An 18,356-nucleotide genomic window follows, 5' to 3' on the forward strand; every position below is an offset into this window, starting at 1 on the left:
ACGGTCAGGTTCGCCCGGCGGACCCCTCGTGCTGGCCCCGCGCGTGGGGAAGGAACGGCATGGACACGGCCAGCACAGCGGCGCAGACCAGGGCCAGTGGGTGGCTGAGCACGGCCAGCAGCAGGGTGGCGCCGGCGTTGAATCCGGCGCGGGTGTCGTTCCACATGGCCATGCGCATGGCACCGACGACTGACATCGCGAACAGGGTCATAGCCAGGATCAGCGGAAAGTTGGTCAGGGCGATGAAGGCGAACAGCGGGCTGGCAGCAAGGGTGAGAAGACAGGCGGTGGTGACCGAGACGGCGACGCTCTCTCGCCAGAGGGCGGCCAGAAGATAGTGCAGGAGCCGTCCCCCCAGCAGGGCGCCCACGAGCGCAAGGATGACGTGTGCATTCTCATGCGGCAGCAGCGTGACCAGGACTCGAGGGATGAGGCCGGCCGGCTGGGCCGGACCGTCCGCGTCGCCGCCGGCGAGGATCTGTGCGACGAGCTGCTGGTTGATGGTGCCCGTGCTCAGCGTGTACGGGTTCAGGAGCAGCACGGCAAGGATCAGCGGTGAGGCCAGGGCCAGATCGATGGCTCTGTTGCGCAGGAAGAGCCGCGGCGTCCGAGCCGGGACGATGCGACGGTCGCCGGGGGCGCTGGTGCTCCGCTCGGGTGCCTCAGCTGACATGGGTCGCCTCCTGTGCGGGCTCAGCGTCCGCGTGTGTCTCCTGGGTCAGGCCGTGGGCTGTCTTCTCCCAGTAGTGCGGGCGTGTGAGCAGCTGCCACAGTGCCTTGTAGGACGCGATGGAGTGCAGCACCCAGTAGAGCGGGTTGAGCAGCGCCCACGGGACCATGGTGAAGGTGCCGCGCCGGTAGGGGCCCATCATCGTCAGGTGCACCATCAGGGCTGAGCCGACGAAGAAGTTGACCATCCCCAGCCCCAGCAGCCACACCGGCAGATCCAGCGGGCCGATCAGCTCCGGGAAGAGCACGGCCACGGCGGTCACGGCCATGAACGGCAGCACCAGGAGGAAGGTGGCGGGGGTGCCTCCGATGAGCAGCAGGAAGGAGAGGAAGGCGACGGGGCCCACCTCCTTCATCAGTGCTGCGGGCCTGCGGGCGTGGATGAGCACGGTCTGCATGTACCCCTTGATCCACCGGCTGCGCTGCCGAATGAAGTTGGGCACCGAGGTGTTGGCCTCCTCCATGGTGGTGGAGCTGATCACCCCCACCCGGTACCCCAGGGCGGAGGCGCGGATGCCGAGGTCGGCGTCCTCGGTGACGTTGTGGGGGTCCCAGCCGCCGAGCTCCCGCAGGGCGGAGGTGCGGAAGTGGTTCGAGGTTCCGCCCAGCGGGATGGGCAGCCCTGCGGCGTCCAGGCCCGGGAGCATGTAGTAGAACCAGTAGTTGTACTCCAGGGTGAACATGCGGGTCAGCATGTTTTCGCGGGCGTTGAAGTAGTTCAGGGCCGCCTGGAGCACCACGGTGCTGCTGTCGGCCTGGCGGAAGGCGGCGACGGCTTTCTTCAGCTGATCCGGCTCTGGGGTGTCTTCGGCGTCGTAGATCACGAGGAACTCGCCCCGGGCGAAGCGCAGGCCCACATTGCATGCGCGCGGCTTGGTGCGGGGCATGCCGTCGGGCACCGTCATGATGTGGAAGTGCGCCGGCGGGTTGGACTCCAGCACTGCGTTGCGGGTGGCGTCATCCTCCGCCTCCACGAGGATGAACACTTCGAGCTTGTGCTGGGGGTAGTCGATGCCGCCGAGGTTGTGCACCAGCTGCGCGACGATGTTCTCCTCCCTGTACACCGGGACCAGCACCGTGTACGGGGGCAGATCGTCGTCGGAGATCGCCGGCGGCTCCGGCTCGCTCACAAAGCTGGTGATGTCGCTGCCGGCCCCGCGCGTAGCCACCGCAAACTTGAACAGGGTGGAGCAGAGGAACACGATGCCGGCCGCTGCGATGAGGGTGCCCAGGGCGGCGGAGGGCCAGACGATCAGGCACACGAGGGTGATCACCAGCGCCAGGATCAGCCCGATCGCCTGGGGGCGGGTGAAGACCGTCCGGGCGGAGGCCAACGGGTTCGCGCGGTGCAGGGCCATGGCGGCGTCGTCTGCGATCTCCTCGCCGAAGGCCTCCAGGAGCAGCGACGTCAGCTCGTCTGAGGACACTTCGTGCACGTGGATGCGCTCGCCGTGCTCGGTGTGGAGCGCGTGGAGACGGCGTCGCGTCATAGAGGCTGTCGCTGCAATGTGCCGGACGCCCTCAGGCTCCTCCGGCACTGAGCTCTCGTCATGATGAAGCAGGGGGATCCATTGCTGATGGATCAGGGCATCGAGGCCCAGCTGCTGCGCATAGGCACGGTCGACGGTGGCCGGGTTGACACCCTCGGCCGGGGCGGGACGCTCCACTCAGAATTCCTCAACACTTCGGGGCGCTCAGGCGCCCGCACGGCACGTACGTCGAATGCGGCTTAGAAGCTCGACACGCAAGGCCTTTGTGAGGAAGGGACCATCGTGTCGGCACACTTAGGACTTTGCAATTCTATACCCCTGGGTCTATTTGACGTGGTGCACTACCATCGAATGGGAATATGTAATGATGCCCACTGTGAACAGGATTTCAGGTCATGATCGATGAGGCGCGCCGACAGGCGGCGCTCGACTCGCTGAACGTTCTCGACACCCCGTCGGATGAGCGGGTGGACAGGATCACCCGGCTGGCCCAGGAGATCTTCGGAGTGCCGATGGTCAGCGTGAATCTGATCGACCGGGATCGGCAGTGGAGCAAGTCCTCGGTCGGCTTGGACGTCACGAACGTCCCCCGCGAGGAGGCCTTCTGCAGCACGACCATCTATCATTCCGACTCCCTCATCATTGAGGATCTGCAGCAGGACGGCCCCTTCAGCCAGAGCCAGTACGTGACCGGTGACCCGAACCTGCGCTTCTATGCCGGGCACCCCCTGGAGGCTCCGGGCGGAGAGCATGTCGGGGCCCTGTGCCTGCTGGACACCAAGCCGCGGCACCTCAGCGAGGATGACCGGACGCTGTTCCGGGACCTTGCCCGCTGGGTTCAGACAGAGCTTGCCCACAAGCAGGAGCTGGACCATGCCGCTGTGGTGCAGCGGGCCCTCTCCCCCGCCCAGCTGCCCCAGCCCGCTGGCTTCACCGTCACGGCCGGCTCCGCGCCGGCTGGGAGCGTGGCAGGCGACTTCTATGATGTGGCGCTGCGCGAGGATCAGCTTCGAGTCACTCTTGCCGATGTGATGGGTAAGGGCATCGGTGCCGGGATCGTCGCCTCAGCCATTCGCGCCTCGATGCGCACCGCCCCGGACCGTTCGCTGCTGGCCACGGTCTCGGAGATCGACGAGCTTCTGGAGCAGGACATCGGGGAGCTCAACATGTTCGCCACCCTCTTCTGCGCGGACATCGACACCACCACCGGCACTGTCAGCTATGTCGACGGCGGGCACAGCCTGAGCTTCATCCGCCGCGCTGACGGCAGCTGGAAGCACTTGGACTCCACCGGACTGCCCCTTGCCATGCGCATGGGGGATCCGCATCACGTGGGCACGGTGCATCTGGAACCCGGGGATGCGCTGATGATCTGCAGCGACGGTGTGCTGGACCTGTTGGATCTGGATGATCCTTTCGGGCAGGTCGATGCGGTCCTCACCGAGTTCGGCGTCGACGGAGCGGTCGAGGAGACGCTGCGGCTGACCGAACGCATGAAGGCGCCCGACGACGTCACGGTCGCCGTCGTGCGGCGGGACGCCTGAGCAGGGCACCAGGACCCTCGCAGGTCTGAACGACGACGACGCAGCCGGGCTCAGGGGCCGATGATGGTGGTGGCCCGGGGGCTCTCCGCCAGGCGACGGGCCACACGGGTGATGTCATCGGCGGTGACGGCGTCGATCTCGGCGAGCGAGTCGGAGATGTCGACGAACTCCCCGCGCACCAGCTCAGCCTTTCCGAGCCGCTGCATCCGGGAGGCGGTGTCCTCCATGCCGAGCACCGTGCCTCCGCGCAGCTGACCCTTGGCACGTGTGAGCTCCTCGGAGCCGACCGGCTCGGAGGCGATTCGCTCCAGCTGCTCCATCATCACCTGGGTGACGGTGTCGACCTTCTCCGGCATGCATCCGGCGTAGAGGCCGTAGTAGCCGACGTCGGTGTAGGGCGCGGAGAAGCTGTAGGTGTTGTACGCCAACCCTCGCCGCTCACGGACCTCCTGGAACAGCCGCGACGACATTCCTCCGCCGAGGATGGCGTGCATCAGCGACAGGGCGAAGCGGTCTTCGTCTCCGGCGGCGGGCCCGCGGCCGCCGATGATCACCTGTGACTGCTCGATGCTCTTGCGGTGCTTGACCACCCCTTCGTCCACCGGGATGGTCTGCACGTCCCCCACTCGGCGGGCTGCGGGCTCTCCGCGGCCGCTGACGTCCCAGTCGCTGGCCTCGAGCGCCTGGGCGACCATGCTGACCAGCTCGTCGTGGTCCACGCCTCCGGCGGCGGTGATGACCAGCTCCTCGGGCCGGTACCAGCGCCTGTAGTGGTCGACGACGTCGGCGCGGGATGCGGCGAGGATCGCTTCGGTGGTGCCGCCGATGGGCCGGCCCAGCGGGTGCCCGGAGAGCACCTGCTCGGAGAAGCGCTCGTGGACCACGTCGGTGGGGTCGTCCTCGTCCATGGCGAGCTCTTCGAGGATCACGCCCCGCTCGGTCTCCATCTCGTCAGGGTCGATGACCGCGGAGGTGACCAGGTCGGTGAGGACCTCTGCGGCCATGGGAAGGTCGGTGTCCAGGACCCGGGCGTAGTAGCAGGTGGATTCTTTGCCGGTCATGGCGTTGGACTCCCCGCCGACGGTGTCGAAGGCCGCGGCGATGTCCAGGGCGGACCGGGTGCGGGTGCCTTTGAACAGCAGGTGCTCGAGGAAGTGGGTGGAGCCGTACTGGTGCTCGGCCTCGTCCCGGGATCCTACGGCGATCCAGTAGCCGATGGTCACGCTGCGCACGCCAGGCATCTGCTCGGTGAGGACCCTGACCCCGGAGGGCAGAACAGTGCGGCGGACGGTGGAGCCGGCGTCGTCGTTGAGCACGCCTTCGGTGGTGGGGTGAATGGTGATTCGCATAGTGCCTCCAAGCTACCCGGATGTAATGCGGGGTGAGTTAGGGTATCCGTGATAAATATTCGCTCATTGTCAGGCCCTGAGGGAGGATGCAGCTATTCGCCGAGTCCTCCCGTATGCCCTAGGAATCATGGTCCTGGGAGCCCGCATGATCTACGCGGTGCTGAAGCTGCTGCCCACGCAGCGCAAAGTGGTGCTGATGACCAGGGATCTGCGCCAGATTCGGGTGGACTTCGCACTGCTGAAGGATTCCATCAGGCGGAATCACCCGGATTATGAGATCAAGGTGATCAAGCACAAGAAGCTCTCCATGGGATACCTGTTCGCCGCGGTGCGGGAGATGTACCACCTGGCCACCTGCCGGGGCATCCTGGTGGACGGCTACATCATCCCGGTCAGCGTGCTCAATCATCGCAAGGGCCTGCCTGTGGGGCAGATCTGGCACGCGATGGGCGGGTTCAAGAACTTCGCCTACCTGGTGGCGGGCACCCCTGAGGGCCCGGATCCTGCGGTGGCGAAGGTGATGCGGATGCATGCGAACTACACGTTCATGTGCGCGGCCGGCACGGTGCCCGCTGAGGTGTTCGCCAAGGCCTTCCAGATTGCGCCGGAGTCGGTGCAGCCCTTCGGCATGGCCCGGGTGGACTACCTGCTGGATGACGAGGGCAGCCAGAAGCGTCGGGAGCGGATTCTCAGGCGCCACCCGGAGCTGGCCGAGGGACGCACTGTGCTGTACACGCCCACATCCCGGCTGAAGCGGGGCCTGCCCTATGAGGAGCTGGCTGAGCAGTTCCGCGGCACGGACACCAACTTGGTCATCATCCCGCACCCGGTGGACAAGACTCCGGTGCCCGACGACGGGAGCACCGTCAGCGGCGCCGAGTTCGGCATCATGGATTGGCTCTCGGTGGCCGATGTGATCATCTCCGACTATTCGGCGGTGGTGTACGAGGCTGCGCTGAAGGACATTCCGACGATCTTCTGGGCCTATGACCTGGAGGAGTTCCGGAACACGCGCGGCTTCCCGCTGGACTACGAGGCGGAATCGCCGGGGCCGATCGTCGCCACCGCGGAGGAGGCGGCCAACACGGCGATGCGGCTCAAGCACCTGGACTACAGCCGGTGGCGGGCCCGTCACCTGAACTTCGTCACCGGGCCCTCCGGTGAGCTGCCCGAGGAGGGCCCTGGCTGCGCCGACCGGATCGTGCGGGCCCTGAACCTCAGCTAGGCCTTCACGGGGCCTCAGCGGCCCCTGACGCGCGTCTGGCCTACAGCCAGGCGCGCAGCTGGCCTACAGCAGAGGCTGGCCCTCAGCTTGCGAATGGGCCTGCCAGTCGGCTCAGCCGGAGCCGTAGGTGTAGTGGCCGATGTCTGAGATCTCGAATCCGACGGCGGGGTTAAGTGCGCTGTAGCAGCTCACCCGGTCGTCCAGGGAGGCGCACTCGATGAAGCCGTCGGTGCCGATCTCGTCGTGCGGCATCGTCTCCCGGTCGCCCGCGTCACCAACGTGGCTGTCGCAGTCCATCTCGGCGCCGTTGACAGTCATGGAGTAGGTGGTGCCCTCATTGCCGTCGCAGCCGTCGGTGTACTGGTGGTCATAGACGGTGCAGCTGACACCGTCGGAGAAGTCGCAGGCGATGTTGCCGTCGGGGGTGACGAAGCCGCTGACGGTCTGGGCTCCGCGGTCTCCGATGCCTCGGTCGACCCAGTCGTAGCTGAGCTCGTTGAGCATCTGGTGGTCGGGGGCCTCGGCCCGGAGCTCCCCGACGGTCATACCGGCGTGCTCGGCGTCGCATGAGTCCTGCAGCCCGGCCAGGGACTCCTGCGCGGTGCTGACGTCTTCGTCGGTCATGCCGTCGCCCTCGGCGCCGGCGCTGATCCATGCGGCGAAGGTCTCGGCGTCCTCCTGGGCCTCACAGTTGGTGTCCTCGGGCAGGAGGCTACGGCTGCCTGCGCTTCGAGGACCTGGTCCTCCTCAGGTTCGGCGTCGTCCTCCTCCGGCGGGGTGGGCTCACCCTCGTCCTCGTCCTCGGCGGGGTCTTGGACGGGCTGCTCCTCGGCCGGTGGGGCTGGCTCGTCGGCGACGGGGTCTTCGTCGCCGGTGAGCAGCGCGAAGGCTGCGACGATGCCCAGTCCGACTACTGCGATGAGGCCGATCACTGCCGCCACGGGAACCATGGAGCGCCGCCGTCTGGCAGCCGACGGCCGGTATCCGGGGGTCTGGTGGGGTGCAGGCGGGATGGCTGCGGGCTGCGCGGCCACTGCGGGGTAGGCCTGAGTGGAGGTGTCGTCGTAGTCGGCAGCGGGCTCGCTGGGGACGACGGGCGCGGAGGCGACCTCCTCGGCCGGGACCGAATGTGCTGGCTCCGACTGGGCTGGCGCAGGCTGGACTGGCGCGGGCGGCGCTGCCTCAGACTGGGCCGGCGTGCGCTGCACGGGCTCTGGCTCCGGCTCCGGCTCCGGCTCCGGCTCCGGCGGCATGGCAGCAGGGGCCGTGTACGCGGCCGGCTGCGGTGTGGGCGGCTCCTCGTAGGCCGGCTCGTCCTGGACGGGCTGCGCCTGGCCGGCTGCGGGGTAGGGCGCGTAGTCCTGGTAGCCCGGCTCGATGTAGGCGGGCAGTCGGCGAGAGGTGTCGAACATGCCGGCGAGCGGGTCTGTGGCGGCCCGGCCGGAGTTGATGCCGCTGCGGCCGCGCATGGCGATGGCCGAGTCGATCTCTGGATCTCCGAGGGAGGCGAGCGCGTCGATGAGCTCCTGGTAGGTGCCTGGGTTGGCTGCTACGGCAGGCCTGAGCTCCGGGTAGTTCTCAGCGATCCAGTGGAGAACATCCCAGTCGGTGTCCGGATGGCTGGCGAGTGCCTCGAGCTCGGCAGCGTCGTCCTGGGGCGATGTCATGACTCCCCAGCTTACGGCGCTTCAGTGCCGGGGAACCAATCAGTGCTGGTCGGCGTACTGCTCGAACGTGCCCTCGCGCATGGCCTCCCCGGCCTCGTCGAAGGCGTCGTAGTCGGCGACGACGATGGACTCTGAGCCTGCGGTGCCGATGCCGTTGTTGGGGAGGGTGAAGCTGGTGATGTCCCCGGCGCGGACGCTGCGCATCTCCCAGCCGAGGTCTGCGACGTATCCGGATTCGGAGAGTTCGGAGTCCACGGTCATGTGGGGGGTGAAGCCGGTGACCATGTCGTGGACCCGGGCCGGGTTGGAGAGGTTCTGGGGCGTGAGGACGCCGCTGAGCACACCTTCCATGAAGGCTTGGTGGTTGGCCACTCGGGTGTAGTCGCCGTCGCTGAAGGCTTGGCGCTCGCGCACGAAGCTCAGGGCCTCGGAGGAGGTGAGCTCCTGGGATCCGGCCTCGAAGTGGTAGCCGTCCTGGGAGGTGAAGCTCTGGGGCGAGTTCACGGTGACCCCGTCCATGCCCTCCACGAGGCCTTGGAAGCCTTCCATGTCGACGGCGGCGACGTGGTCGATGGGCACGCCGATGAGGTTCTCCAGGGTGGCGACGGCCGTCTCGGGGCCGTCGTAGCTCAGGGAGGCGTTGATCTTGGCTTCGCTCTGGCCTGCGATGGGCACCCAGGTGTCGCGCATGATGGACATGATCTGCACGGATTCGCGGTCGTGGGGGACGTGGACCCACATGATGCTGTCGGCTCGGGCGGCGTCGGGCAGCCATGGGACGTTCTCGTCCTCGCCGGAGCCTCCTCCTGCATCCGAGCCCAGCAGCAGGATGTTCAGCTGGTCGGATTCGGACTCGTCGCCGTCCTCGTCCTCGACGGTGGGGCTGTCGGGGCGGTCACCGTCGGGGAAGGTCTGGTCCTCGGGGAGGACGTTGACGGACTCCTCGTAGTTGGAGCTCAGGGAGCCGAGGTACAGGGCGACGGCTGCGACGCCGCCGACCACCACCAGGGCTGCCAGGGAGAGGGTGACGAGCAGGACTCGTCTGCCGAGGGAGCTCTTCTTCCGTCCCCTTTCCTCGGGGGCGGGGGTGCTGTCCAAAAGGTGATCCGTCACGGCCCCAGGGTACGGCAGGGGTCAAAGGATCACAGAATCATAACGACCTGCCGGTGAGCGGGGCGCCGATGGTGGTGAGCGGTCACTGCCGCAGGGCTCGGCTGGGCGAGAGCGCGGCCAGGGGTCCGCTCTCGAGCCGGCCGAGGTACTCGTCTTCGCTGAGGCCGAGCACTTCGGCGGCGGTGCCGTGGGCGGTGATGGTCCCCGCGCGGAGGAGGCGCTGGACGAACCGGAACTCGTAGCCGAGGTCGTGCATCATGACCAGGTCGTTCAGGGCCGAGTGGGGCCCGAAGGTGTTCTCCTGGTGCCGGTATCCGGCGGTGAAGGTGCCGGTCCCGGCGTAGAAGTCGGCGTGGAAGAGGCCGACCTCGGCGGGGGCGAACTGCAGCAGGTCGTAGAGGATGCGCTGGATGCCCAGGGGCGCGCCGCGGAAGTAGAGCCCGTATTCGAACCGGGCGAAGCGCAGCCAGTCGGGGGCCTGCCGCTCTTCGGCGGAGAGGACGGTGTGCATCAGCGGCCGGGCCACGGCCAGCTTCACGCCGCTGGCTGGGATGGTCTCGGCGAGCTGGTCCCAGTCGGAGGTGAGGTCTTTGGTCTGGAAGTAGGCGATGTCGGTGCGTTCGCCGACTTTCGCGGCCCTGCCTCGGAGGGTCTGGGGCTTGTACTGGGTGCGCACGACGATGTCGTAGTCCTCGATGGCCTCTCCGAGGGCATCGGAGGCGGCGGCGGGTCCGACGACGGCGATGCGCTTGCCGTGGACGAGCTGATGCATGAGCTCCTCGCCGGGCAGGGTGAGCTGTTCGCGCCGGCGGGCTGCGTGGGCGATGAGGTGGGAGGCATCGCCGGTGTAGAGGGCGGCGTCGGCGCGCAGCTTCTCGGCGGCGATGCCGGCGCGTGCGGTGCCGGTGTCCACCAGCGGGCGGGCGGCGGTGCGCAGCAGGCGGGCGTCCTGGTCCAGGTGGGCGTAGGCGCCGAGGAGGTGCTTGAGCCAGAGGGGGGATTCCAGGGGGATGCCGCGCAGCTCGCGGACCCTGTTCTCTGCCATGGCGGCGCGCAGGCTTTGGGCTGCCCGGAATTCGCCGAGGAACTGCAGGCGGGCGGTGATGGTTTCGATGAGCAGCTGGTGCAGCCGGGTGACGCGCGGGCGGTACTGCTCCAGCAGGGGTTTGGCTCGGCGGAGCGCTTCTGCGGGCGGCTGGGGCTGGAAGAGCTGGTTGATGGGGACCCAGAAGAGGGAGTCGGCGCCGAGGAGGCCCCGGCGGGGCTTCAGCACGGAGGCGGCCTCCCACACGCGCTGCCAGTCCAGGTCGGTGCGCCCGGTGGTGCTGAGGATGCCTTCGTAGGCGCGGAGGTCGTGGGGGTTCTTCTCGAAGGCGGCTTCGTAGAGCTGAAGGGCCCGGGTGAGGTCTGCGTTGTAGGGCCGGCGGGCCTCGGCGGCGGCGGCGAGCAGGTTGCCGGCGGTGGGCTGGGCTTCGGCGCGGTCCAGGAGCTGCTGGTAGCTGACGTGTTCCGTGCGGGGGCCGGGGATGAGTCCGCAGACGGCGTCGAAGATCACGTCGGTGTGGTCGACGGGTGGTGCGGGCAGCGCTTCGCGCAGCATGCCTGCGAGGAGCCCGCGGTAGGACCCGCTGGCTTCGGCCTGCCCTGCGGCGACCGTGCCGGGCTCCACAGCGTCGGCGACGGTGCTGATCGCTTTGGCGACCGGGGTGAGGGAGCCGGCCCGGCGGACGGCTCCCTTGAGCACGGCCGCGCCTGCGATCTTTCCGCGCAGCCCGTGCAGTGACACAGCCATGGTCTTTCTCCTATCGCAGGGCGCTTCCGGTTTCGAGAGCGCGGACATACTGATCTGGGGTGAGGCTGAGGACTTCGGCGGTGCGCCCGTGGGCGGTGAGGAGGCCGGCCTGCTGCAGCCGCTGCAGGAAGGTGAAGTCGAACCGCAGGTCGTGGTTGACGATGAGGTCGTTCATGGCGGAGCCGGGGCCGAAGACGGTGTCCTTGTCCTCCCGGTACCCGGCGGCGAAGGCGTCAGTGCCGGTGTAGAGGTCGGTGTTGAACACCGCGATCTCTGCGGGCTCGAACTGGGCGAGGTCGTAGACCATGCGTGGGATGCCGAGCAGTGCGCCGTGGTGGGAGAGCGCGAACTCCTGCCGGTAGAACCGCAGCCAGGGCTGCTGGGCCGTGCCGTGGCGGCTGATGCTGCTAGGGCGGGCCACGGCGAGCTGCAGCTGCCCGGCGTCCACGGCCTCCTGCATGGCGGGCACGGAGGCGTGGATGTCGTGGTCGTTGAGGTAGACGATGTCGGTGCGGCTGCCTTGGGCGTCCTGGTGCTGCTGGACGAACTCGGGGGCGAACCGGGGCCGGACGATGACGTCGTAGCTGTCGATGAGCTCACCGAGCTGGTCGCCGGTGTCGACGGGGCCGACGATGGCCACCCGCTTGCCGGCGACGAGCTGCTCGGCGGTCCCTTCGGCCTGCATGGGCTGCTGGGCCCGGGCGCTGCGGGAGTATTCGAGGTAGGGGCCCGTGCTGCCGCGCAGCAGGTGCACGTCGGCGGCGAGCTTGCGCAGCTGCTGGGCGGCCAGAGGGTTCTGGGGCTTCCAGGGCATGGGGTCGATGAGGGCGAGCGCCTCGTCGAGGCGGTCGAGGTAGACCTGGGCTGCAAGGAGCTTCTGCCGGTGGCCGGCGTGGCCTGCGGAGACGCTGCCGAGCCAGTCGCGGGTGCGTGCGGCGAGCTGGCGGCGCAGCCGGAATCCGGCGGCGAGGTGCCCGGCGAACTGCAGCCGGTAGGTGATGAGGGCGGTGGTGGGCCAGGAGAGCCGGCCGCGCGCTCCCCCGGTCTCTTCCAGCCGGGCCACCGCGCCGTGGGCGCGGGCTGGTGTGATGGGCGCTTCGGTGAAGAGGTCGGCGAACTCTGCGGCGAGCCGGCTGCGCCGTCGGCTGCCGGCGCCGGGCAGACGCACCCCCCGGGAGCGTTCGTAGAGCAGGGCGCTGCGCCAGAGGCGGGGCCAGTCGTGGCTGGTGCGGCAGCCGAGGGTGACCACGGCGCGGAAGACCTGCCCGTCGCGGGGGCTGAGCTGCAGGGACTTCTCGTAGGCGGTGAGCGCGTCGTCGAGGCGCTGGATCTGGGGTTTGCGGTACCGCTGGCCGAGGTCCTTGTACCCGGCGGCGGTGGGGCGCGCGGCGACAGCCTCCTCGAGGAGGGCGAGTCCGCGCTCCTGGTCGCCGTGGGCGAATTCGAGGTCGCCCTGTTCGCGCAGCACGGCGGGGTGCCCGGGTGCCAGCTCGGCGGCGGTTCGGAGGGCCTGGCGGGCTTCGGCGACCTGGGGCTCTCCCCCGGGCCGCAGTCCGAGGACGGGGTCTCGGGTGAGGCCTTTTTTGCTGGCGCGCTGCAGGGAGCGGGCCAGGGCGAGGTGCCGACGGGGGTCGTGGGGGCCGAGTTCGGCGGCGCGCTGGCGCATGGCCAGGGCTGCTTCGAATTCGCCGAGCTTCATGTAGCGCACGGCCATGCGTTCGAGGTGGTCGGCGCTGTGCGCGGAGTCGAGGTCCAGCTGGTCCAGGAGCTGTTGGGCGCCGCGCGGGTTGGCTTCGAACAGGACGGTGGCAGCTTGGGCGTGAAGACGTCGCAGGGCGGGGTCTTTGCCCGCGAATTCGGCTTGGGCGGGGGTGGGAACGGCCCGTGCGGAGGCGATGACGGCGCGCGCCAGTGCGGGCTCGGCGCCGGGTATGCGTCCGAGGACGCGCACGGTGCGCCGGCCGGCTTCTGCGCCCATCACGAGTGTCTTCAGCATCAATGCTGAGTTTACTGCCAGGTACGGACGGTCATGACAGGGCAGAATGGCAGGCGATGATTCTTTTTCCGTCACTTCGTCAGGTCTCCCGTGCCCGTGATGAGCTGCGGCGTCGGCGGGCGCTGCGCTCCCGTGTCCGCAGCGCTGTGAAGGCGGTCTCGGGGGACGAGCCTCTGGTGACGGTGGGCGTCACCGCGCACAACGAGGGTGAGCGCATCACCCGCTGCCTGGAGAGCATCCTGGAGCAGTCGTTGGGGGCTGGCCACATCGAGGTGATTGTGGTGGACGACGGCTCGTCGGACGGCACCGCGGACACGGCTGAGGCCTTCGCGGATTCGGCCGGCTGGGCAGGCTTTGAGGTGCATCGCCAAGGCAATACGGGCACGCCGTCGCGGGGCCGGAACCTGATCATGGAGCGGGCTCGCGGCGAGTTCGTGTTTCTGGCGGACGGGGATGACTATCTGGGCCCGCAGGCGCTGGAGGCGATGACGAGGGAGGCCGCGGTGCGGGATGCCCAGGTGGTCACGGGCCACTATGTGGGGGTGAACCGTCCGGCGCCGAACATCCGGGACGCGCAGGGCACTCGTGTGCACGAGTATCACTCGGGCTGGCTGAACAGCCTGCATGTGCAGAAGCTGTTCCGCACGGAGTTCCTGAGGTCGCTGCCGTACCGGTTCAATGAGCAGCTGATCTACTGCAACGACCACCCGTTCATGGTGGCGGCTTTCCTGTATGCGCAGCGCACGTCCCGGGTGGACGACGTGGACTGCTACTTCATCACCTTGGAGGCCGATGACCCCTCGGAGGTGCAGCGCAGGGTCTCACGGGGCAATATCTCTCGGGCGGAGATCACCGCGGTGCAGCAGCTGCGGTTCCTCCATGATGTGTTCGGGCTGCTGGCGCTGGCCAGGGGCGGCGCGGGCGATGTGGGCAAGCTGGCCGGGCGCATGCGGGTTCATTACTGGAACCGGTTCCTGAAGAACCAGCTGCCCGCCCTCATTCTGCGCAAGCAGGACCCGTCCCTCGCCCTGGAGCTGGCCCAGCACGCCCGGTACATGACGGTGCTGTATGGGGTGCAGGCGTCCACCTCGGGGCTGACGGAGGAGGCGCGGCTGATGCTGAGCGCCCTGCAGTCCGATGAGGCCCAGGAGATCCAGGCCGCGGCTCTGCAGGTGCGGGAGCAGGCACGGGCCAAGGCCGACGGAGCCTCAGCCTGAGCTGAGATGTTCTTGGCTCAGACGAGGTCGAGCTCGTGGAGTCGGGCGGTGACGAGGGGGACGTCGTCGGGACGGTCGACGGGCATGGAGTCCTCTGACATTTCGAGGACGTCGACGGGCAGCCCGAGTTCGAGGAACCGCATGACTTCGTTGTCCTCGATCTCTTCCAGCGGGGTCTTCTTTCCGGGGGCGGCGAAGGCTTGGAGCACCTCAAGCGGGTAGGCGTAGACGCACACCTGCCGATAGCCGACCTGGAACTCCCCGCTGTGGCCGTGGGGCACCGGTGCCCGGCCTATGTAGATGAGCTGCTTGTTCTGACCGAAGAGCAGCTTGATAAACTTGGAGTCCTTCCACTGCTCCTCGGTCATCTCGCAGTAGCCGATATAGGTGCGGGTGCGGTCGGCGCGGGCGGCCTCGATGATGATGCGCAGGTCTTCAGGGTTGAAGACGGGCTCGTCGCCCTGGACGTTGATGTAGGTCTTGGCGGGGATGCGGGCGGCAACTTCGGCGACGCGGTCTCCGCCGGTGGGGTGGTCGTCGCGGGTCATCTCGTAGCGCACGTTGTGCTCGCGGCAGGCTTCGGCGATGCGCTCATCATCGGTTGCGACGACGACGTGCTCCCGGTCGACGACGTCGAAGCAGCGTTCGGCGGTTCGGATGATCATCGGTTTGCCGGCGAGGTCCACCAGGGGTTTGCCGGGCAGACGGGATGACCGGTACCGGGCAGGGATGATGACGAGTTCGTCGAGCATGGTGTGTTTTTCCCTCGGGTCGGAGTGCGCTCCAGTGATCGACGCCAGTATGCCAGCAGGTGGGACTGCCTCGGGGGCTCCAGAAGCTGGTGTATTGCCCTCGACCGGAGATACGTGACGACATCATGACGGCGATGAACAGGATTTACGATGATGACGGATGAGGTGCGTCGGCAGGCGGCGCTCGACTCCCTGAACGTTCTCGACACCCGCCAGATGAGCGTGTGGACAGGATCACCCGCCTGGCCCAGGAGATCTTCGGGGTCCCGATGGTCAGCGTGAATCTCATCGATCGGGATCGGCAGTGGAGCAAATCCTCGGTCGGGCTGGACATCACAGATATCCCTCGCGAGGACGCCTTCTGCAGCACCACGATTCACCAGACCGACTCTCTGATCATTGAGGATCTGCAGCGGGACGGCCCCTTCAGGGAGAGCCAGTACGTCACCGATGACCCGAACCTCCGCTTCTACGCGGGGCACCCTTTGGAGGCTCCGGGCGGCGAGCACGTGGGGGCCCTGTGCCTTCTGGACACTGAGCCCCGGCACCTCAGCGAGGAGGATCGGAGGCTGTTCCGGGAGCTGGCCCGTTGGGTGCAGATCGAACTTGCGCACAAGCAGGAGCTCGACCATGCCGCTGTGGTGCCGCAAAGGGCATCGGCGCCGGGATCATCGCCTCAGCTATTCGCGCCTCGATGCGCACCGCCCCGGAGCGTTCGCTGCTGAGCACAGTCTCCGAAATCGATGCGCTGCTGGAGGAGGACGTCGGGGATCTCAACATGTTCGCCACCCTCTTCTGCGCCGATATTGATACTGCCACCGGCACCATCAGCTATGTGGACGGCGGGCACAGTCTGAGCTTCATCCGCCGGGCTGACGGCACGTGGGAGCACCTGGACTCCACCGGGCTGCCCCTGGCACTGAGCATAGGCGAGTCGCATCATGTGGGCACTGCACAGCTGGGGCCCGGTGAGGCGCTGATGCTGTGCAGCGACGGCCTGCTGGACCTGTTGGACCTGGAGGACCCTCTGGGGCAGATCGACGGGGTTCTGGCGGAGTGCGGCGTGGACGGGGCAGTGCAGGAGGCGCTCCGGCTGACGGAGCGGATGAAGGCACCTGATGACGTCACCATCGTCGTGGTCCGACGCGAGGCGCAGCCCTGAACCCCTCGCGCACCTCAATATGTCTGCACGCTGACCACATCGCGCGGACTCCTCTCCCCCTGACCTTAAAGCGTGAGATGTGGCAGATTGTGCAGCAATTATTCTCTTCAAAAATGAAATAAGTGAGTCAGAAAGCTTGATTTTTGCTGGTGCAGGGCTGGACCCCAGCACATGCGGTTTCAGGCACCCTGCCTTATGATCACAAGGAGTTTCACCCTGGTGCCGCGCTGACGTGGAGAATGACATCGCTGTAAATATTCAGTGGGCGCTCAGACGAAGGTGTCCCCTGTGGAGGTCTTTCACAGGCGAATATGGGACGTTAAAATGAATGGAAAGTTCAAAGAGGAGCTTTCACCTATCTGTAAGGCAGGAAACTGTGCAACAGAGTTCGCGTCTCCCCGGAACCTCGGCCACCCATTATGACGAGCCTCCGAGGCGCGAGCATGCTGAGCGCCCGTCCGTGCGGGCGTGCGATTTGGCCTCACCGATCAGTCACACGCTCTGGATGACGCAGTCGCTGTCGGAGGCGGCGGCCAGGCTCGCGGACGACAGCGAGGCGGTGGTGGTCGTGAACTTCTCGTCCCAGCCGATCGGTGTGATCACCGAGGCGGACCTGAAGGACATTGCTGCCCGTGAGCCGAATTCGTGGACGTGGAAGCGGTGCGCATGCCTCGTTCCGGAGCTGAGGCGGTGGGTGCGGCCTGATGCTTCTCTGACGGACATTCTTGCCTGGTATCAGCGGGAGCAGGTCTGGCCCTTGCTGGTCTTCGATGGTCAGAGGGCTGGAGGGATCATCTATCCCAGCACAGTGTTCCAGTGGTGCGCTGAGCACGACCCGGAAGCGTGGGAGTCTCTCGGCCACGGCACCGAAGCGGCATCAGAGTCCTAGGACACCAACAGTGCGGTGTCATTCACATGAGCGCCCCGCCCGACGCTTCGATACGCTCTCCTGTCACCCAGCGCAGCTCTTCGGAGATCAGCGCGACGATGGCGTCAGCGATCTCCTCCGGGTCTCCGACGCGCCCAAGCGCGGTCTGCTGAGAAAGAGCATCGCGCATGCCCTCATCATCGCGCATGGCCCCGCCGTTGAAGTCTGTAGCTGTCGGACCGGGAGCGATGGAGTTCATCCTGATCCCCTGAGGACCGAGCTCCAGGGCCAGGCTCCTCGTCATGGCTTCCAAGGCCTTCTTTGAGGCGGCGTAGACCGAAGTTGCGGGACTTGAGTGTCGACTCAGCGAGCTGGATACGTTCACCACCCGCGCGCCTTCTGCGAGATGCGGCAGGAGCGCCTGGGTCAGGAGCAGCGGACCGCGCACGTTGATCGCGAAAGTCGTGTCGAAGTCATCGGCCGTGATCGCGCCCAGCGGGGCGAATAGGCCTACACCGGCGTTGTTGATGAGGATGTCGATACTGGCTGCGTCCCACTGACGCTCGATAGCGGCGAGCAGGGCCGCGCGCCCGGCCTCAATCATCGCGGGGTCGCCGACGTCAAGCCTCAGCGCAATAGCCTCACCACCGGCGGCTTCGATCTCTTCGACCACGTCGGTGGTTCCCTCGCGTGAGGACGCCACCACGCGGATGTTCTTCTGGCCCAGGGCTATAGCCGCGGCTCGTCCGAGTCCACGGTTCGCTCCGGTCACCAAGGCAATGCGAGTCATATTCTCTCCTAGATAAGTAAATGAATACTTACCACTAAGCTAGACCTCTGCATCTCCCCCGTCAACTGGAATCAGGAGCAGGTCGCTATGGCGCGAGACGCGGACGCCACGAAAGAGCGCATCCTCGAAGCGGCTACCGCTGAGTTCGCTTCCCACGGCTTCGCCGGTGGACGCGTGGACCGGATCGCCACGCGTGCCAGAAGCAATGTCCGGATGATCTATGCCTACTACGGCGGCAAAGCCGAGCTGTTCGACGCGGCGCTCGGACAGGCTCTGCGCCGCATGGCGGAGAACGTCCCCCCTCGAGCAGAGAACCTTTCTGAGTGGGCAGGCGAAGTGTTCGATCATCATCAGTCATACCCCGAGGTGCTCCGGCTCAGCATGTGGGCGCAGCTCGAACGACCGGAAACCTTGGCCGAGCCACTCGAGATATATCGTGACAAGGCACTGGCCGTCGCAACGGCCGAGGCCAGTCCGCTCTCGCCGGTGGACGTGCTCGTTCTTATCTATGCCATAGCTCAAGCGTGGGAGTTGTCACCTGAGGGGCTGACAGGGCTCGAAGGTGACCCTCGCAGCTATGAGCGGTTAGCGGCACACCGGGCTTCTATCGTCACGGCAGTTGAGAGAATGCTCCGGCAGTAAGTCCAGGTGTGATGAGGGCC

At 67.1% G+C, this 18,356-nt stretch carries 16 protein-coding genes and 1 pseudogene; 7 read left to right on the forward strand and 10 right to left on the reverse strand.

Going from position 1 to position 18,356, the window contains the following annotated elements; all coding sequences use genetic code 11:
- Positions 1 to 4: 4 nt before the first annotated feature.
- Positions 5 to 673, reverse strand: coding sequence for a hypothetical protein (locus FS388_RS02695; protein ID WP_146339442.1), 669 nt, complete (start codon positions 671 to 673; stop codon positions 5 to 7).
- Positions 663 to 2,396, reverse strand: a complete 1,734-nt coding sequence (locus FS388_RS02700) for a glycosyltransferase (protein WP_246836274.1) — start codon at positions 2,394 to 2,396, stop codon at positions 663 to 665. Before FS388_RS02700 ends, FS388_RS02695 begins: the two co-directional genes overlap by 11 nt.
- 218 nt (positions 2,397 to 2,614) lie before the next feature.
- On the opposite strand from FS388_RS02700, the gene FS388_RS02705 reads away from it, so the two are divergent.
- Positions 2,615 to 3,763, forward strand: a complete 1,149-nt coding sequence (locus FS388_RS02705) for a GAF domain-containing SpoIIE family protein phosphatase (protein ID WP_146339444.1) — start codon at positions 2,615 to 2,617, stop codon at positions 3,761 to 3,763.
- Between the two features lie 50 nt (positions 3,764 to 3,813).
- On the opposite strand, the gene FS388_RS02710 is transcribed toward FS388_RS02705, so the two are convergent.
- A complete protein-coding gene (locus FS388_RS02710; RefSeq protein WP_146339446.1) occupies positions 3,814 to 5,112 on the reverse strand; it encodes a pitrilysin family protein in 1,299 nt (432 codons plus the stop codon).
- A 127-nt stretch (positions 5,113 to 5,239) separates the two neighbouring features.
- Here FS388_RS02710 and FS388_RS02715 point away from each other — a divergent pair, with 127 nt between their 5' ends.
- Complete coding sequence (locus FS388_RS02715; protein WP_146339448.1) at positions 5,240 to 6,337, forward strand: CDP-glycerol glycerophosphotransferase family protein; 1,098 nt, start codon at positions 5,240 to 5,242, stop codon at positions 6,335 to 6,337.
- A 111-nt stretch (positions 6,338 to 6,448) separates the two neighbouring features.
- Here the strand turns inward: FS388_RS02715 and FS388_RS02720 are convergent, their stop codons facing one another.
- The 5 genes from FS388_RS02720 to FS388_RS02740 form a co-directional block, all read right to left on the reverse strand.
- Positions 6,449 to 6,961, reverse strand: a complete 513-nt coding sequence (locus tag FS388_RS02720; protein ID WP_146339450.1) for a hypothetical protein — start codon at positions 6,959 to 6,961, stop codon at positions 6,449 to 6,451.
- Positions 6,958 to 8,004 (reverse strand): hypothetical protein, encoded by a 1,047-nt coding sequence (locus FS388_RS02725; RefSeq protein ID WP_146339452.1) that lies wholly within the window; start codon positions 8,002 to 8,004, stop codon positions 6,958 to 6,960. The genes FS388_RS02720 and FS388_RS02725 overlap by 4 nt, the downstream gene beginning before the upstream one ends.
- A gap of 39 nt (positions 8,005 to 8,043) precedes the next feature.
- Positions 8,044 to 9,117 (reverse strand): LCP family protein, encoded by a 1,074-nt coding sequence (locus FS388_RS02730; RefSeq protein ID WP_146339454.1) that lies wholly within the window; start codon positions 9,115 to 9,117, stop codon positions 8,044 to 8,046.
- Positions 9,118 to 9,199: 82 nt separating this feature from the next.
- A complete protein-coding gene (locus FS388_RS02735) occupies positions 9,200 to 10,909 on the reverse strand; it encodes a hypothetical protein (protein WP_146339456.1) in 1,710 nt (569 codons plus the stop codon).
- A 10-nt stretch (positions 10,910 to 10,919) separates the two neighbouring features.
- On the reverse strand, positions 10,920 to 12,905 hold the full coding sequence (locus FS388_RS02740) for a hypothetical protein (RefSeq protein ID WP_146339457.1): 1,986 nt from the start codon (positions 12,903 to 12,905) through the stop codon (positions 10,920 to 10,922).
- Between the two features lie 56 nt (positions 12,906 to 12,961).
- Here FS388_RS02740 and FS388_RS02745 point away from each other — a divergent pair, with 56 nt between their 5' ends.
- Positions 12,962 to 14,122, forward strand: a complete 1,161-nt coding sequence (locus tag FS388_RS02745) for a glycosyltransferase family A protein (protein WP_168198572.1) — start codon at positions 12,962 to 12,964, stop codon at positions 14,120 to 14,122.
- Positions 14,123 to 14,139: 17 nt separating this feature from the next.
- On the opposite strand, the gene kdsB is transcribed toward FS388_RS02745, so the two are convergent.
- Positions 14,140 to 14,874 (reverse strand): 3-deoxy-manno-octulosonate cytidylyltransferase, encoded by a 735-nt coding sequence (gene kdsB, locus FS388_RS02750; protein ID WP_146339461.1) that lies wholly within the window; start codon positions 14,872 to 14,874, stop codon positions 14,140 to 14,142.
- A 221-nt stretch (positions 14,875 to 15,095) separates the two neighbouring features.
- Between kdsB and FS388_RS02755 the strand changes: the two are divergent.
- The 3 genes and pseudogenes from FS388_RS02755 to FS388_RS02765 form a co-directional block, all read left to right on the forward strand.
- Positions 15,096 to 15,599: pseudogene (locus tag FS388_RS02755) on the forward strand (GAF domain-containing protein); the annotation flags it as partial.
- A complete protein-coding gene (locus FS388_RS02760; protein ID WP_146339465.1) occupies positions 15,569 to 16,036 on the forward strand; it encodes a SpoIIE family protein phosphatase in 468 nt (155 codons plus the stop codon). The pseudogene FS388_RS02755 and the gene FS388_RS02760, both read left to right, overlap by 31 nt.
- 505 nt (positions 16,037 to 16,541) lie before the next feature.
- Positions 16,542 to 16,925, forward strand: coding sequence for a hypothetical protein (locus FS388_RS02765; RefSeq protein ID WP_146339468.1), 384 nt, complete (start codon positions 16,542 to 16,544; stop codon positions 16,923 to 16,925).
- A 22-nt stretch (positions 16,926 to 16,947) separates the two neighbouring features.
- Here the strand turns inward: FS388_RS02765 and FS388_RS02770 are convergent, their stop codons facing one another.
- Positions 16,948 to 17,694 (reverse strand): SDR family NAD(P)-dependent oxidoreductase, encoded by a 747-nt coding sequence (locus FS388_RS02770; protein WP_146339470.1) that lies wholly within the window; start codon positions 17,692 to 17,694, stop codon positions 16,948 to 16,950.
- A gap of 87 nt (positions 17,695 to 17,781) precedes the next feature.
- On the opposite strand from FS388_RS02770, the gene FS388_RS02775 reads away from it, so the two are divergent.
- Entirely contained in the window at positions 17,782 to 18,336 is a 555-nt protein-coding gene (locus tag FS388_RS02775; protein WP_146339472.1) for a TetR family transcriptional regulator, read from the forward strand.
- Positions 18,337 to 18,356: the final 20 nt, after the last annotated feature.

The organism is Nesterenkonia sp. NBAIMH1, from assembly GCF_007922635.1.
Lineage (GTDB): Bacteria > Actinomycetota > Actinomycetes > Actinomycetales > Micrococcaceae > Nesterenkonia > Nesterenkonia pannonica.